At 28.6% G+C, this 17,254-nt stretch carries 11 protein-coding genes and 1 tRNA gene; 5 read left to right on the top strand and 7 right to left on the bottom strand.

The window, feature by feature from the left end; all coding sequences use genetic code 11:
- Position 1 precedes the first annotated feature (1 nt).
- On the bottom strand, positions 2–1,486 hold the full coding sequence (locus tag GBH57_RS01245; protein WP_151672236.1) for a hypothetical protein: 1,485 nt from the start codon (positions 1,484–1,486) through the stop codon (positions 2–4).
- 270 nt (positions 1,487–1,756) lie between these two features.
- Here GBH57_RS01245 and GBH57_RS01240 point away from each other — a divergent pair.
- The 5 genes from GBH57_RS01240 to GBH57_RS01220 all read left to right on the top strand — a co-directional run bounded on the left by GBH57_RS01240 (position 1,757) and on the right by GBH57_RS01220 (position 7,824).
- A tRNA-Met gene (locus GBH57_RS01240) sits at positions 1,757–1,829 on the top strand.
- A gap of 175 nt (positions 1,830–2,004) precedes the next feature.
- Positions 2,005–3,216 (top strand): site-specific integrase, encoded by a 1,212-nt coding sequence (locus tag GBH57_RS01235; RefSeq protein ID WP_151672235.1) that lies wholly within the window; start codon positions 2,005–2,007, stop codon positions 3,214–3,216.
- A gap of 56 nt (positions 3,217–3,272) precedes the next feature.
- A complete protein-coding gene (locus tag GBH57_RS01230) occupies positions 3,273–5,720 on the top strand; it encodes a DEAD/DEAH box helicase family protein (RefSeq protein ID WP_151672234.1) in 2,448 nt (815 codons plus the stop codon).
- 222 nt (positions 5,721–5,942) lie between these two features.
- The gene (locus tag GBH57_RS01225) at positions 5,943–6,818 is read left to right on the top strand and encodes an AAA family ATPase (protein WP_151672233.1); all 876 of its coding nucleotides are present in this window, start codon (positions 5,943–5,945) and stop codon (positions 6,816–6,818) included.
- Positions 6,790–7,824 (top strand): DUF3871 family protein, encoded by a 1,035-nt coding sequence (locus GBH57_RS01220; protein WP_151672232.1) that lies wholly within the window; start codon positions 6,790–6,792, stop codon positions 7,822–7,824. The genes GBH57_RS01225 and GBH57_RS01220 overlap by 29 nt, the downstream gene beginning before the upstream one ends.
- A gap of 183 nt (positions 7,825–8,007) precedes the next feature.
- On the opposite strand, the gene GBH57_RS16280 is transcribed toward GBH57_RS01220, so the two are convergent.
- The 6 genes from GBH57_RS16280 to GBH57_RS01195 are packed head-to-tail and all read right to left on the bottom strand — an operon-like array spanning position 8,008 to position 17,245.
- Complete coding sequence (locus GBH57_RS16280; RefSeq protein WP_262714248.1) at positions 8,008–8,130, bottom strand: hypothetical protein; 123 nt, start codon at positions 8,128–8,130, stop codon at positions 8,008–8,010.
- An 18-nt stretch (positions 8,131–8,148) separates the two neighbouring features.
- Complete coding sequence (locus GBH57_RS01215) at positions 8,149–9,612, bottom strand: DUF2779 domain-containing protein (RefSeq protein WP_151672231.1); 1,464 nt, start codon at positions 9,610–9,612, stop codon at positions 8,149–8,151.
- Positions 9,613–9,615: 3 nt separating this feature from the next.
- Positions 9,616–10,851, bottom strand: a complete 1,236-nt coding sequence (locus GBH57_RS01210) for an McrC family protein (RefSeq protein ID WP_151672230.1) — start codon at positions 10,849–10,851, stop codon at positions 9,616–9,618.
- Positions 10,852–13,620 carry an McrB family protein gene (locus GBH57_RS16330; protein ID WP_151672229.1) on the bottom strand — a complete coding sequence of 923 codons (2,769 nt, stop codon included), beginning with the start codon at positions 13,618–13,620 and terminating at the stop codon, positions 10,852–10,854.
- A gap of 8 nt (positions 13,621–13,628) precedes the next feature.
- Positions 13,629–14,009, bottom strand: coding sequence for a hypothetical protein (locus GBH57_RS01200; protein WP_151672228.1), 381 nt, complete (start codon positions 14,007–14,009; stop codon positions 13,629–13,631).
- 2 nt (positions 14,010–14,011) lie between these two features.
- Positions 14,012–17,245 carry an Eco57I restriction-modification methylase domain-containing protein gene (locus GBH57_RS01195; RefSeq protein ID WP_151672227.1) on the bottom strand — a complete coding sequence of 1,078 codons (3,234 nt, stop codon included), beginning with the start codon at positions 17,243–17,245 and terminating at the stop codon, positions 14,012–14,014.
- Positions 17,246–17,254 lie beyond the last annotated feature (9 nt).

Raw genomic sequence — 17,254 nt, 5'->3', positions numbered from 1 at the left:
TTTAGTTTTCGTCTTTACCAGTTAAGGTATTTAGTAGACCGCTCTTTATATTAAGCCATAGGTAGTTGAAAAAGGACTTTGTTTTATCTCGAGTTGCAGTAGCTGAGCCATCGCTAAATACTTGATTATTATTTTTACTATCTTCAATTATAAAAATGTTTGCTATGGCAGATAGGAATTTGTTTTTCTTATTTCCTTTTTTATTTAAAATATTGACTTTAAAGTTGTCGTAGCTCATTCGCATACTAATATTAGAGGTATTGTTTGTTCCGCTAATTGTGAAGTACGTTTTATTAGTAACACCTTCTAATTGTATTTTTAAATTAGGTTTCATAAAGGTGTTTAAATCACTGGCTTTTAGACTTCCTATTTCGGCTTTAAAAATAAATTGGTCATTTGGTTTCGTGGCGTCAAACTCCCAGTTGGCTTTAAGCGGAGTGTTTTTCATAAATATAGCTTCAATATCTATAGTTGTTTTTTCATTAGAGGTGTAAGTGTTACTTGCATTCAAAATAGTTGCAGATAGGTTTTTAAAATCTATTGTACCACCTGTGTTATCTTGTTTTACGCGCTCTGTGTAAATTACTGAACCATTATTCAAAGCTATTTTATCTATGGTCAAGTCTATAGAGGTTTCTCTAAGCATTTTGCTATAAAGTTTTTTTATTGTTGTGTCGTCACTCACTAATTTGTCTCTATAAATAGATGCGACTGGTTTTTCAATAGAAATATTTGAACTTTTTACAAATAGTTTTTTATTATCAATGAAACCAAAGTCTATGTCAGCTAAAGTTATGTTCTTAATATCTAAATCAATGTGATCACGTTCTTTAGTGATAATTTTAGATAGTTCTGTACGCGAATATTTTGTTTTTAAGGCAATGTTTTCGAGAGAAACTTGCTGATTTTTAATGGTAAGATTTTGAGCAGTTACGTTCTCGTAAGGACTAATTTTTACAAATATGGAATCCGTATTAACTTCGTATTCACTGAATGTTGCTGGTATTTTTTGAAGTAATGTTTCCTTACTTATTAGTATATCGTCAATTTCAATTGTGGTATTAGTAGTATGAATAAGAACACTGTCCTTGCCTTTTTCAAAAATTGTAAGTGTAGTATTGTCGATACTTAGCTCCTCAATAATAATAGGTTTAAACAGCTTAATAGGCGCTATTCGTTCAGAGTCTTTATTAATGATTACTTTATCTTTGTGGTATGTAATTATTGGCGATTTAAATTTAATATCCTCAATATGAATTTCGTCATTAAAAAGATATTTCCAATAGCTTACATCTTCAATAATCAATTTATCCATTCCAATTGTTGTATGAGTAATGGTATCGCTCTTGTTTTTTAAGTGTACTAGCAAATCACTAATAGTAATTGTGCCTTCAAAGGTATCTACATTCATAGTATTGTGTGACTGCGAAATGTTTTGTGGAAGTCTAGTTTGAAGAAAATTTTCAACTTTTTGTTGTATTTTCATGTTCACTAAGATTGTTAACCCTATAAAAAGGCTTAGTGTTGTAAGGCTTATAATTAATAATATTTTGATAGTTTTTTTCATAACAGCTTAAAAGTAAGCAACCTGATTTAGGTGAAAAAACATTTAAGATTTTCTGTTAAAATATTTTCTGAAATTTTATTCATTTAGTGCTTGTAAGGATAAAAAAGGTTTGTATCTTTGCAGTCCAATAATTTCGGCGACATTATGAATCGCAAGTTAAAAGCTAAGAGAGACGATTGGGTATTACATCGCGGGATAGAGCAGTAGGTAGCTCGTCGGGCTCATAACCCGAAGGTCACTGGTTCGAGTCCAGTTCCCGCTACTAGAAGAGGAATTAACATTGTGTTAGTTCCTTTTTTTATGCAGTAAAATCAGCTGTTTGGCAATTATTTTAGATTCTTACTAAAGTACAGATTACCTTCATTTAACTAAAAAAAGGCACAGAAAAAGGCATACCCTAATTTAAAAAAGGCATACCCTTATAAAAATACATCATTATGAATAACAGTAAATTAAGCATATTGTTTGTGTTAGATAAAATAAATGCAAACTCAAAAGGTACAGCACCATTAAGGTGTAGAATTACATATTTAAAGAAAAGAAAGGTATTCTCTACAGGCTTATTTACTGTTGTAGATTGTTGGAACAGTAAAAAACAAAAAGCAATACCTCTCAATAAAGAAAATGAAAACATTAATACTCATTTGAGCCTGATTAAGCAAAAAGTTAATCAGGCTTTTTTGTTGCTACAAGTTAACAATGAGAGTTTTGATGTAGAGGACATCTACTTACAGTATGTAGGAAAGAATGTAAAGGCAAATAAAACGCTTTTAGAGGTGTTTGAATTGCATAACAATAGAATGAAGAAGCTAATAGGTGTTGAGTATTCAAAGTCTACTTATAACAAGTTTACAGAGGCTAGAAACCATGTTTCAAACTTTATAAGATTCCAATACAAGAAAGGAGATATACTACTGGAGTCTATCAATCAAAACTTTTTAGACGATTTTGATTTCTATTTAAAATCTGAAAAGAAACAAAAGCAGATTACTATTAATAAGAGTATTCAACGTGTTAGAAAGATTATCAAATTAGCTCTAGCAAAAGGCTATTTGAAGAAAGACCCATTCATACTTTACAAACCTAAAAAATATGAAAGTAAAGTAGTTTACCTAAATCAAAAAGAATTAGATAAACTCGAAAATCACACTTTCAGACAGACTAGATTGAATCAAGTAAAAGATATGTTCATTTTCTGTTGTTATACAGGATTGGCATATCAAGAAATGTCTAGCCTTAGAGAAGAGCATTTAATCAAAGGTTTTGATGGTGGTGTTTGGATTCAAATGATGAGGCAAAAAACTAAATCAAAAATATCTATTCCTTTATTACCTACAGCATCAAGTATAATAGACAAATACAAAGATGAAAGTAAGTTGTTGCCTATAATAAGTAATCAAAAATTCAATTCTTATTTAAAGGAGATTGCAGAATTAGTAGAAATAGACAAAAGGTTAACTCATCATATAGCAAGAAAGACATTTGCTACTACAGTATTGTTGTATAATGATATTCCAATTGAGATAGTTTCAGAACTGTTAGGTCATTCAAGTATTTCAATAACTCAAAGGCATTATGCTAAGGTGGTTCAGCATAAGGTAAGCAGTCAGATGAGTAAGTTGAGTAAAAAACTAAAGAAAAAGAAGTGATTAATAACTGTGTTGTAATACATTTATGGCACAGTTAAATTTTAGATGTAAACCAAATGACACCAAAAATAATAGAATCTGATATTATCTATAAAAAAATCCCTGCTAATGATTTTGATATAGGTTTTAATGTTAAATCTAAAGAGATATTACCAGATGAAAATGGTTTTGTCAGCAAACAAGTTTCAAATCATTTTATAGATAACAAAGATAATTTTAATAAATCAGAAACAGTTTTATTAAATTTTGGAGTTGGTCAAGGCAAATCAACTACTTTAAACAGCCTAGTTAACAGTTATTTATCAGAAAACTATCTGGCTATAATTCTGGTGCCTTTTAAGTCTTTAATAGATAAATACTATAACGAGTTTGACAATCTTGGAGATAATAGATTTAACTACAGAATGTTTGAAGAAGAAGACTTTAGTAGTGCTGATATAAAACTATCTGTTATGAAAGACCTACATATTCTTTCAGTGAATGCATTTCTGCGAAATCCTGGAGATAATTATGTAGCACAAAGTTACTTAAAGCAAGAGTTTTTAAATAGCCTATATAAAAGATGTAAAGAAGAGAATAAAAAAGTTGTTTTATTTATAGATGAAATACACGCTAGTATACACAATTTTCAACGCGATAAAATATTTCATCTTCTTAAGTGGTCAGATGTTATACACAAATCCTTTATTGCAAGTGCGACTTTTACTGAAACAAGTATTCAGGTTTCAAAATATATTTCTCTACTAACACAAAAGAATATTTTAATCCTCAGAGGGGAAAGATTTAAGAGTAAACAAAGAAGAGCTGAGGTAAAATTACTGTTAAGTAATATTTCCTATTTCGCAAATAATATTAGTAGTCTAGATAAATTAATCCCCATAATTAAGAACGGGTTAGAACAAGGAGAAAAAGTAAATATTCTATCTTACTCTAAGAATCTAGCTAATAAAATATGGAAAGATTATAAGGAATTTTATAATGATTTTAATGTAGAACTAAAACTTTGTACTTCAGAAACTAATTATGAGTTTAATGAAGAACATCAAGCTCATGTAGGAACCAATTTTTCTACAGGTGTAAATATTAATGGAGGAATATTTATCATATTATTACCACCTCATAATATGATTGAAGGTCTTGGTAGTTATGGTGTTTTTACAGGAGGTTACATTGCCTTAATTCAATCTATTGCTAGAATGAGGATAAAAGGAGTGATTTATATTTGTTCTTCTATTCCTACTAAATTAATTGAAGGTGATTATCTAGAGAATATCAAACCATTTTCTTCTGAATATACAACCATCAAGAATTATAATTTAAGTCAACAAGCCTATTTTATAAAAGATTATTATAACAAACTTAAAGAGGAACATAAAAAGCCTATAGAATTTATAAACTCTATAAAAGATAGTTCTGAAAAGATTAGAAATTACGAATATTTACATCATTTAGGTATTGAATTGAATTATCCAACTTATGAAGAGTTTTTATTGAAACATGGGGATAAATTACTCTACACAAAGCACTATTCATATGGTAAAAAAATTCTACCCTATCTGTTTTGGGCACTGTTTAATGACCAATTTCAAAATGCAAAATTAACTGAAGTTATTGTTGAGGAATGCAAAGACCTAGAGTTTAATGATGATAACATAATTGATGTAATTTATCAAACACTTTCAGCGGAATATAATGCAGCATCACCTTTTGGTAATACCTTGAGTGGATTAGTTCTCCACAATACAGAAAATGAGATTTTATTAGAATTTCAAAATGTATTGTCTTCTTATGTTTTAAAATTAAATGGCAAGAAAATATCTTCTAAAAACATTAAATTAACTAGGGTTTTATTAAGCATAATAGCATGTAAGTTAATGGGAAATATAACCTACCTAGATAGAAACTATTTTAATGATTGTATTCAGTTTTCAGAAGAAAGTAAAGTTCAAGGTACTTTAATTAACTTATATAGAGAATTTGGAAGATTGAAAAACTTGTTTGTTGAATTTACAGAAAATCGTAAAAAAGAGATAGATGGTGATTTTTATATAGCAACCACATTAAATAATAAATCCGTTTTACCTAAGCCTATTTACACTTTAGCAAAAACGCTTATTCTAAATTTAAACAAAGAAGATGTTTTTGTAAAAAAAAGAGTTTTTGGTTTATTAAGAGGTAAAAATAACCCATCTGAAAAACAAGTTTTTAGTAAGTTATGTGATTTGTTTTTATGTGTTGATGCTAATGTTGATTCACAAAAAAGAATTAATAATAAAAGGTACAGTAAGTATTTAGGTGTATTTAATTCAGAATATCCAATGAATTTACAATTTAATGAAACAAGAGACCCAAGGGATTTTATAGAAACGGCTATTTTTAATGAGATGTTTGAAGTTCCTGTAGATATACCTTCTGAGATATTAAAAGATAATATAGATGATTTTAACTATGATAGTGAAATAGAAGAATTAGGCTTTAATCCTAATGAACTTGATAAGAGATAAAGCAATACTTAAAAAAAATATCAATCCTAATTTATAAGTAAGAAAAATAAATTATGCCAGTTGTGTCAAAGTACACATATAGGTTTTGACAGAACTGGCATAAAGTAGTAAATATTAAAAAAGCACCATCTTAAAGATAGGTGCTTTTTCATTATAGAATGTATCCATTAAGATACAACTGAAACAATTCAAATTAATATTAACCTTCAAAAATAAAAAATGATGGAATTAAAACAGAGTAAAAGAAAGAATGTAAAACTCAGATTAGGAATATCTGGAGCATCAGGATTTGGCAAGACACATAGTGCTTTATTACTAGCCTATGGAATGACAGGTAATTGGAAGAAAATTGCTGTGATAGACACTGAAAACAGTAGTGCAAGTCTGTATTCAGATTTAGGTGAGTTCAATGTTTTAGACTTATCTGCTCCATATAGTCCAGAAAGATATATTGAGGCAATAGAGGTATGCGAAAAAGCTAATATTGAAGTGATAATCATTGATAGTGTTACCCATGAATGGAATGGAACAGGAGGATGTTTAGATATTCACTCAAAATTAGGAGGTAGATTTCAAGATTGGGCAAGGGTTACACCTATGCATCAGGGATTCATTGATAAGATTTTACAATCTACTTGTCATATTATTACTACAACAAGAAGAAAAGTAGATTACTCTTTAGATGTTGGAAGTAATGGTAGAACACAAGTTATTAAACATGGAACTAAAGAAATTACAAGAGAAGGATTTGAGTATGAATTAACTGTAAATTTTGAACTCGTTAATGATAATCATTTAGCAAAAGCATCAAAAGATAGAACAGGACTTTTTATGAATAGACCTGAATTTATTATCACTTCTAAAACAGGAGAAAGATTATTAAAATGGTGTAATTCTGAACCTATGACAGTTAAAGAAATGGTTGGTAGAATTAATAATTCATTATCTGTTTCTGAATTAACTAAACTATATAATGAAAATCCATTTTTTCAACAGTCTTTAGAACCTCAGTTTAGAAGTAAAAAAGAGCAATTAGAAAAATTAATTAATCCTCAAAATTTTAGTCAAAATGGAACTAGTATCAATAACAGAAATTAATGAACAGCATAATGAAGTATTTAATTTGCCTGAAGGTCAGTTACAAATTGTACCTCATTTAGAAAAACCTTCAGAAAATAAAGTATATCCACATAACCCATTTATAGAGGCTAACACAAAAGAGGTTAGCCTTTCTACCTTAAAACATGATTGTATTATACCTGTATTCTCAAAAGATAACGAAAAGACATTAGCACATCAAGAGTTTATAGAAATAGCTCAAAATTGTGTTAGCAAGGTGTTTTCTCATCATACTATTGAAGTGCCAGAAGTGAGAGTTTCACATCAAATTAAAGGTAGAACTGCTGATGCAATATACAAGCCAGTAAAAGAACTTTTAGAACATGAGAAAACGCAGTATTTTGAAAGAATGGCATTCATCATTAGAATTCCTTCAATTACTGAAAACATCAATGGTAATGATGTTGCTTTAACTGTTGGTGGTGTAAGAAGTTACAATTTAGAGAACCTGTATAACAGGAAAACTTATGAGAAATTCAAGTTCTTCATTGGTTTTCAAAATATGGTATGCTGTAATTTATGCATATCTACAGACGGTTATCAAGATGAAATGCGAGTGGGTAATTATACAGAATTACAATCTAAAATATTAGATTTAATTCAAGGTTATAATGCTCAGAATCATTTACAAGAAATGAAGCTGTTATCTCAGCAAAATTTAACTGAACAACAGTTTGCACAACTTATAGGCAGAGCTAGATTATACCATTATTTACCAAAACAGGAAAAATCTCAAATCCCAGAATTATTACTCAATGATGGGCAGATTTCTACAGTAGCAAAAGACTATTATTTAGATGATAGCTTTTGTAGAAATGACAATGGAGATATTAACTTATGGAATGTGTATAATCTCTTTACAGGAGCTAATAAGAGTTCTTATATAGACTCATTTCTATCAAGAAATGTCAATGCCTTTGATTTTTCAAAAGGATTGGCTAATGCTATCAATGGTGATTCTAACTACCATTGGTTTTTGAAGTGAGTGATAAGGCTGTCTTAAATGGCAGCCTTATTTAAAATCTACCATCAAAGGTAATTTCAAAATTTTCAACATCATTTTCATAGTCTAAAGCTACTGCAATTATATTTTTCCTTACTGACTCTTCTATATATTTATCAACTGACTCATCTTTTGAGTAAAAGGAACTATCAAACAAAGTAATAATTAAAAATTTTTTTTTATCGTATAACTAGCAATGTTTTTATATAGTTCCATACAGAAAAATGTTTTTTTATCTACTAAAATACTTGTATAGTCCCAAATTGCTTTTAATTCTTCTATTGTCATTTTTTTAGTTTTAAGTAATTATAACTGTTTTAAAACCTTATAAATCTCTACCATAGCCAAAGTGTCTAATTTACAATAGGCTAATAAATTTTTTCTGGTCTGCTCAACATCTTCATTAAAATTAGGGTCTGTTACCATTCTTCCCCAAGTGTCTAATGCCATTGTGCCATCTTGCACTGCTAAATCTGAATACGAAAATTGTGGGCATAAAACAGGCAATACTTTTTTAATAGAAGTAGAACCATGAAACCTATAATCTACATAGTCTGTTTTAAAAACATCCATTAAATCAAACATATTAGCATTCATATAGTTTAGGTAATCTTCAAAACCAGAAATCCAATTTGCCATATCTTCATTTCTACCTCTTTCAAAAGGGGCATACCAAGAAATAAAAGTACCTGTTGCATCTGTGAAATCTTGCATTTGTTGTAGCATTTCAGCAGGCTGTTCTATTTTTTTACCTAACCATTCAAAATGAGTTAATTCTCCATTTTCTTGCATGGTATGGATAGATACCTGAAATGTTAAATGGTTATGAGGACTCATATTATCTAACTTAGGAATAGCAGTAGGAAAAGTTTCATAATCTACAAAATGTAGAGGAAATTTAAGATTGTCTAAGGTTTTATCTATTGCAGGTTTATTGATTATTACCAATTCTTGCCTAACAGATTCTACTTGTAATTGTTGTTTTGTACTTAACTCAAAATCTAAAGGAATATCTAAAATACTTAAATGACTATTATCTACTAATTGCCCTATTTTTTTGGCTGAAATTCTACCTATTTCATAAATGCTATATTCTGGAACATCTTTATTAAAGTATTTAAAAGTATCACAATGATTAGACCTTGTTTTATATCTGCTACTACATTCAGCTTCATTAATAACTTCTTTGTTAATTAAATTTGAAGCTGCATTAATCTCATTTACTACAGAAGAATAGATACCTTCTATTTGCTCTGTAACTTCTGTAATTTCTAATAAGTATTCAGGGTTAATAGTGCCTTGCCTAACATATTCCTTGTTTAAATGAATGATAGACACTTTTGAAACTGTATAACCACATTCTTGCAACACATATTTTTGAAAACAAGCATCTTCTAATTTTTCTTTCTTTACACTTACAGCAGATTTTATTTCATAAATATGATAACTACCATTAGCCAACTTTTCTAATACATCAATTCTTGCAAACACACCTTTTGGTGTAGAAAATGAGGGTTGAAAAAACACAGTATTAATAGATGCTAATTGCTTTTTAGTAAATTCTGGTGTGGAATTTTCAGGTAGATTTATACCATTAGAAAATAATAACTTAGCATACTCCTCAACTTCATAACCCTCTTTTATAAGCTTTTCAAGAAACAAAGAAAACTTTCCTTTGTATTGGCTGTAAGCTTCTGGTTTGTTTTTAAGCAACCACAAAGATTCTGGGCAGTTTAGGTAGTGTATAAAATCTGTTTTGGTGATTTGCATGTTTTATAATTTATCAAAAATTTCATCACTTAATATATTCCCTTTTTTTATGCTACCATTTTCTAAAACACTAACAAATCCTAATTTGCATTGATTTTGACTGTTTTCAAGATGCTTATAAAAGTAATTCCCAAACTCACTATCTCTCTGATTAACCTGAGGGTAAAGCAATATGCTTTTTTTAGATTTCCAATGAAGATTATATACAAACATTTGTTTTAAATCATTATCAGAAGGGTTATTAGATTCTACAATTTTCCACTTGGTATCAATTACAAAATTTTCACTTTTAGTATTTGTTATTACTATATCTGGTCTAATGGTTTTATGCTCCCAAAAGGTGTCAGAATTTTGAAAAGAAACTTCATAACCAAAAGGTTTATGTTTATTTAAGGTTCTAAAAATATACTCTTCCCAAAGCATATTCATATCAAACAAAAGTGTAAGCATGTTATCTTGACCAAAACTTATATTTGGGGAATAATTAAGAATTAACATTTTTGCAATACTCAAAGCTCTATCATAAGGTTGAGATTTTCTGTTTAGCTTTATTTTTTTAAAATGATTAGCATTAACAGTTATGTGTTTTACCTCATCAAACTGAAATAATAGCCTATTAATTTTATCTGATAAATGAGAGGTGTTTAAAGATTCTAAAACCTGTAACCCTCTTAATAAAATTTGATGAATTAAATGGTCTTTGTCATACACTTGATGCTCACAATAAAATCTTTCTTTGTGAACTGTGTTTTTTTGTATGTTTTGTGCAAATACAAGTTTGCCCTTTATGGCTAATTGATTGCTTTTAACTCTTCTGTAATTTTTAACTAAGCCTCTTTTAACAAGATGTTCTATTTCTTCTAAATACATAGCAAAATAGGCTTCTAAAATAGAATGGTATCTTTTTTTAAGTTGTGTTTCTGAAACTGTTTCTACTTGAATTTTATTACATACTCTAAGCATATGTAATAAAACACTTTGCCAAGTATCTTTTTCTTGTTGGTTACTATTATCAATTTTGTCTGCCTTTGGTAATATCTCAATAGTTAATCCTCCTATTTGAAGAACTCCTACATAACTTCCAAACTGAATACCATTGTAAATAGGTTTAAAATACTTATTGTCATTTTCTTCATTAAATTTTACCAATGCTTTAAAATGATGTTCTTTAAAATCATTTGTATCAGTAAATCTTAATTTTTGATATTCAAAAACTTGTATAAGGTTTTTGTTTGGCATTTATGACTCTGCTTTTTGGTAAATTGAAATAAAATCTAAAACTTCCATATTATCAATAGGTTTTAGCTTGAAAATCTTTTTATCAGCAACAAAATCTAAATCATCATAATTTTTAAATGGGGCTAAAATAGATTTGTTCTTAACATTTTGTTGTTCAATAAAATTTTCACCCAGTACCAAACCAATTTTACCAAAATCACCATAAAAATATTCTTCTAAAAGAGGAATAATTTTATCTTTAAAAACCAACTTTAAATCATCAAAATTATTAATGCTAAAAAAGTAAGAATGTCCTATTTGGTGGTCTTTATCTACTAGAATTTCTATTCTTTGGTTTATAGCATAAAGTAGTTTTTCTAAATCAACTTCTTTGTAGTTTAAGCCTATTAGCAGTTGTGGGTTAGGTGCTATTTCTTCAAAAGAAAACCTTCTTCTTAATGCTGTATCTAAAGCTTCTACACTTCTGTCTGCTGTATTCATTGTGCCAATAATAAACACATTATTAGGAACAGAAAACTTAGTTTTAGAATAAGGTAATGTAATACTAATAGCTTCATTTTCACCTGTTCTTTTATCTGTTTCAATAAGAGTAATTAATTCTCCAAAAATTGCAGACACATTTCCTCTATTTATCTCATCTATAATAAGAACATAGTTTTGATTTTTAGTAGGAATATCAGTTATTTCTTCTATGACTATTTTATCTTGGTTTTCTTCAATCCAATGATGTAAGTAATTTAGAACACTCCAATAAGCAGTGGAATTTGAACCACCAATAACCTGCCTAAATTCCTTATCTATATTATTTATAAGGCTTAAATCTGGAAATGCATTAAATAACTTTTTTGTTCTATTATAGGATATGATATATTCTAAATCACTACCTGCTGATGGTTTAAAGAGTAAATTACCTTTGTCTGTAATACCAACAGCATTAACCTGCTTATGGGTTAATGTATTAAATGTTGGAACTTCAGTATTGGATAACTTTTCTGTAATATATTCTACTAAATAATTCCATGCTGTATCAAAAGGTTCAATTTGCAGTATTGTACCAGTATCTTTTTTTATACTGTTTTTATTTTTTTTTGCTTGATTACAAATTGACTTAAAAATTCCATCTTGTATTTCATAACTTAATTCTTTTTCTTCATCTTCATTCAATGTAGGTTTAATGCCCTCAATAAAATCTTCATAACTCATGCTTTGGTGGAAAGTGGTAAAGTGGATGTTCTCACTTTCTACATATTTAGAATATTTTTCTAAAATGATTTCTCTGTCTTCTGGTGCATCTGAATACTCTTGATTTTCAATAATTTCTACTGCTAACTTTTTAGTTTTATAGGTCTTTCCTGTGCCAGGTGGACCATAAAGAATTTGGTTTAAAGTATATTGTTGAGTTTCTTTGTTTTCATCTTCAATTAATTCTTCATCAGTATCATTTTTGTAAAAAATTGCATCAATATTAGTTTGGTTATGTACTTTGCTTATAGTGCTTCTATAGCCTCCTTTTCTTTTTAATATAAATGATTTAAAGTTTTTTTGCCAATCTACATTTAAGTGTTTCCCATCCTTGCTGTTTCCAGAAACTTCACCTATGCAATGAACCTCTAAAACAGAAATAGTTTTGTCATCTTCATTCATAGTATATGATGTTTTAGCTGCAATTAGTGAGCCTATTGGAACTTCATTTACAACATTAACAAATTTGTCATCATAGCCATTAATCCAAATATTGTTCTCTATAAATGTTGGTAATTGATTTGTGGGGTTCTCACCATAAAAGTGAAATCCTACACAATAATAAGCAGGTACTTTAGCATTCATAATTTGTCTTGTTATATAGAGTAAAAAATCTTGTGTAATAAAATTCCAATGTAATTCTGTGAGTGTTTCAACCTGTAATAGGTCTGTAAAAGCAGTTGTGTTTAGGTGACTTTCTTTTAGATGCTCTTTTATGTTTTTATAAAATGTTTGATAAAATTGAAAGGCTTTATAATTTCTTTTTGGTGCTGTATTGGTATTTGTACTGCCTTTAGATAAATATTCATAAGCTGGTATAGATTCTCCATCATAAGCCATAAATCTATTGGGTGCAAACAAGCATAAATAAGCACTTGTTTTAGGGAAACTGCCAAAAGATAGAGTTAGATTCTCCTTGCTTTCATGTACTTCATTGGCAATTATATGTCTTAATTTTTCTATGTCCTCTATGGTAATATAATCATCTTGGTATCTGGTAATGGTCTGAATAAAATTGACTCCTTTTGTGTTAGAGTTTGGACTAAAAGCTTGTTGCTGAGATTCTTCAATCTTTGATTTAATAGCTTCATTGGTGTCATTTTCAAAATCTATATTATCTTCAAGCCATTTTATAAAATTGAATTTATAGCTTTCATGAATTTTTAACCAATCTGTTGTATCTATGGCATTTTGATACTTTCTAATTTGTGGTTGTAAGATAGAGGCATTAAAAAATGGGTAATCTTGATTGTTTACTACTTTATACCCCAATGCTTCAAATGGCTTATTAGTTTGTCCACCAAAAAGAGTACCTTCATCAATAGAATAGTTTTTTAAGTTAGCTATAACCCTAATAAAATCTTTAGGAGGAAAAGGCATGTTATTTACTAAAACAGAATATTTGGTTGACTGTTTTAAGCTAATAGTATTATTTGTAATATGGCTATATGCTTCTTGAATATCCTCTTTAGTAATCAACTTAAAAAAGGCTGATGCTGTAATTTTTTGTAATTGTTTTTCTGCCATTTGTTAACTCATATTTTTTTCAATTCTTCTTCTAACTCTGATATATCCATACCTAAGGCATTTGCCCAATTATAGGTATCTATATCTTTGTTTTCATGTGTTACATAGAGTATTAATAAACTTTTTATAATGTACTTATAATCTTCATGCACCATTACAGGATATAAACTCATTACATTATTGTATTCTCCTTGCATTTTTATATAAGCTTCTCCAATAGACCTACTGTATTTAGAAGTTTTATCAACTCCTGCTATGCCTAAATCTTCATATCCTATTTCTTGGGTGCTATGGTAATACCACTCTTGGTTTTTGGCATCTATACATTGGTATAATGCAATAGAACCTCCTTCAGCTCCCATTTCAAATATTTTGGTGTGGTTTTTCATATTTAACTATTTTCTACAATTGCTATTTCTTCCTCTGTTAAGCCATACAGCTCATACACCATAGCATCTATTTCTTTATCTGTTTGGTTTATTTGGGTTTGTAAAGCTTGTGCTTTTTGTTGTTCTGCTAAAAAATAATCTTCCCATTCTGCTTCTTCTCCTAGACTTAATTTTATTTTTTTCTTCTTTAATTCTTTTGTAAAACCTGCAAAAGATAACTCATACCAATTTTCTAATTTTTTAGGTAGTTTTTCTAGTTGTTCAAACTTTCTTTGTAGCGTTCTTTGGAATTTACTAGATACCTCTTGTAAGGTTATGTTTTGATTCAAAATAGTTTCAACTGTTCTAGAAATATTTGAGTTTTCAAAATTTTCAGGTATTGGAAGATTTAATATATATTGATTCTTTAATCTTAAATAGCCACCTCTTGCTTTCACACAAACAATTTCTAAAATTGTTTTTATTAGTTTAGAATTTAATATACCTAGTAAAGACTTTGAGTTTGAAGGGATGCCAAAACAAGTCATATCCATTAATGAATCTTTAACTAAAGTGAAATTAACATCAGAAGATATGTCAGGATAAATTATATATTCATTTTGATAATCAAAATCTGTTTTTATCTGTTGATACTCATACCAAGATTTATTGCCTTTTTCAATACCTTTATCGATTATTGCTCTACTAGAAAGTTTATCTCTAAAAGAAGATAAATACTCCCAGACATTATTGTCAAAATTTTGTATTAGTTTAATTTTTTTATCAACAGTTTCATAAGGGAATAAAATTTTGTTTTGCTCATTTATGTTGTTATATCGTTTAACTTCTCTACCAACAACATAACTAGATAATAACTCGTTTTCAACAAGTATTTCTGGAATTTCTTTAGCATTAAAAATATATACAGAATTTAAACCTGTTTTTATTCCAACTTGTGGCTTTATTCCAAAATCTTCCAACTTTAAGTTATTGGTGTTTATTTTTTTTAAGAGTTCAAAGAGTTCATCATTTGAGCCTTTAGAAGACCAACTTCCAAGCTTATTAAATATGTCTTTTTGATTTACTTTTGTTGAATTAATAAATTGATTTTCTATCTCTGAATAATTATCATTGGTGACTACTAATAGATTGCTTGAAATATTTGTTTTATACTCTTTATTAAATAATATTATAGAGGGGTAAGCGACTATACCTTCAAAAACATCTAAATCTTTAAAATCAATAAATGTGCTGATATGTGTGTTGTTCAATAAAAAATCAATTAAAATCTTTCCATATTTTGTTTTAGTATATTTACTTGAAACAATAAAACCTACTTCACCTTTTTTGTTGATTAAGTGATATGCCTTTTCAAAGAAGAATACATACAAATCAGATTTCCCTGTAAAGGTTTTATAATTCTTATTTAGAAACTTTTTATCAGATTGTGAAATTAATTCATTCCTTACATAAGGAGGATTCCCTACAATTACATCAAAACCACCTTTTTTAAATACTTGTGGAAACTGTTCTTCCCAATTAAAAGCTTTATCTCCTGCTACTGCTTTGCTGTCTATTAAAGAATTACCACATTTTATATTGCTACTTAAATCATTTAATTTTCTACGTGGTTGTGCTGTTCTTAACCAAAGAGATAGTTTTGCAATTTCTACAGATTCTTCGTTTAAATCTACACCATAAATATTGTTTTCTAATATGGTGTTTTCTATATCGCTAAATTGTAAACCACCACCTAATACTTTTGTTTTTAACTCGTCTATATAACTATGCTCTTTTATTAAAAAATCTAAAGCTTGGTTTAAAAATGCTCCAGAGCCACAAGCTGGGTCGCATATAGTGAGTTGTAGTAGCCAATCTCTGTAATTATCTAGTGTGGCTACTAAATTTGTAATGGTACTTTTATTTCTGTTTTTTCTGCCTTTAAAGTATTCTTCTTCTTTAAGGTTTAGTGCTGTTTTCTTTTCTGTACAAAGCTTTCCAATAGTGTTTTCTACAATGTATTTGGTAATGTATTTTGGTGTGTAAAACACACCATCTTTTTTACGTTTAGATTTTTGTTTATCAAAATCACCACCTTCAATTTCTGCATTTACACTTTCAATTTCATTTAAAGAGTTTTCAAAAATATGTCCTAGTATATTAACATCTACTTGGCTTTCAAAATCATATCCTGCTAGTTTTTTAGTGTATGTGTAGAGTAAATCATTGTCTAATTCTAAACTATCTAAAATGGTGTCTTCTTTAAATAAACCTCCATTGTAAGCGTAAATTTCTGCTCTACTACTTGTGCCTTGCCTACCTTGGTCTAAAAACCTAAAGTATTGTTTAAATAGGTTGTATAAAGGTCTTTCATCTCCAAAGTCTATATCTGCTTTCCATTTGTCTAATATCTGCTCAGTACTATTTGCTGGTAACAAACCTCTATCTTCTGCAAAGAAGATAAACAGGAATCTGTCTATTAATTTTTGAGATTTTTTAAAAAGTGTGAGTTTTACATTTTTTTCTAAACGTAATAGTTCTGCTTGTTGTTCTTGGGTTAAACTATCTGAATTTTCAGTTTGGTTTTGTGTGTTTTTAAGTCTTTTAGAATTTCGTTTTACTAAATCTCTATATAACTCACGTTTAAATAAAGAATAATCTTTATAAAATTGCTTTGTAATTTGTTCTTCTTCTACAACAGAAGCTTCCTTTGTTTGTAGTGGTATATTGTTTAGTAAATTATCTTTTTGTAAGCATAAATAGAATAAGGGAAACTGCTCTCTAGTTAACTCAAAAAGGTTAAACTCTTCAAACTCTGTAGCATCATTGATATAAAAACGTAATTTTTCAAAATTTGAGGTAATAACATAAATACTACCTTTTTGATTTGCTTTATAATCAAATGCTTGTTTACGAATACTTTCTAAATCTTTGGTATTTGTTCCTTTTAGTTCTATTACACCAACAGCAATATTATTGTGTAAGATAGCACCATCTGCTTTACGTGAATTAGTTTGATTTTTATACTCTGCTACTAGGTTAAAATCTGCTTTTGGCTTTAAAGTATAATCTAATACATTTACAAAGAGTTCTGTTAGAAATATACCTTGGTATTCTTCTTCTTTAGAACTACGTATATTGTCTTGTATAGTAGGGTTTAAAAAATACTTAACGTACTTTTTATAAGCTTTATTTACCTTGTCTTTATCTTGTAAATTAAGTTGCTGTTTTAGTACAGAAGTTTGAAATAATGACATATAAGTTGG

Origin of the sequence: Patiriisocius marinus (assembly GCF_008974325.1) — a bacterium.
Taxonomy (GTDB): domain Bacteria; phylum Bacteroidota; class Bacteroidia; order Flavobacteriales; family Flavobacteriaceae; genus Patiriisocius; species Patiriisocius marinus.
This window is presented reverse-complemented; position numbering and strand designations above follow the sequence as displayed.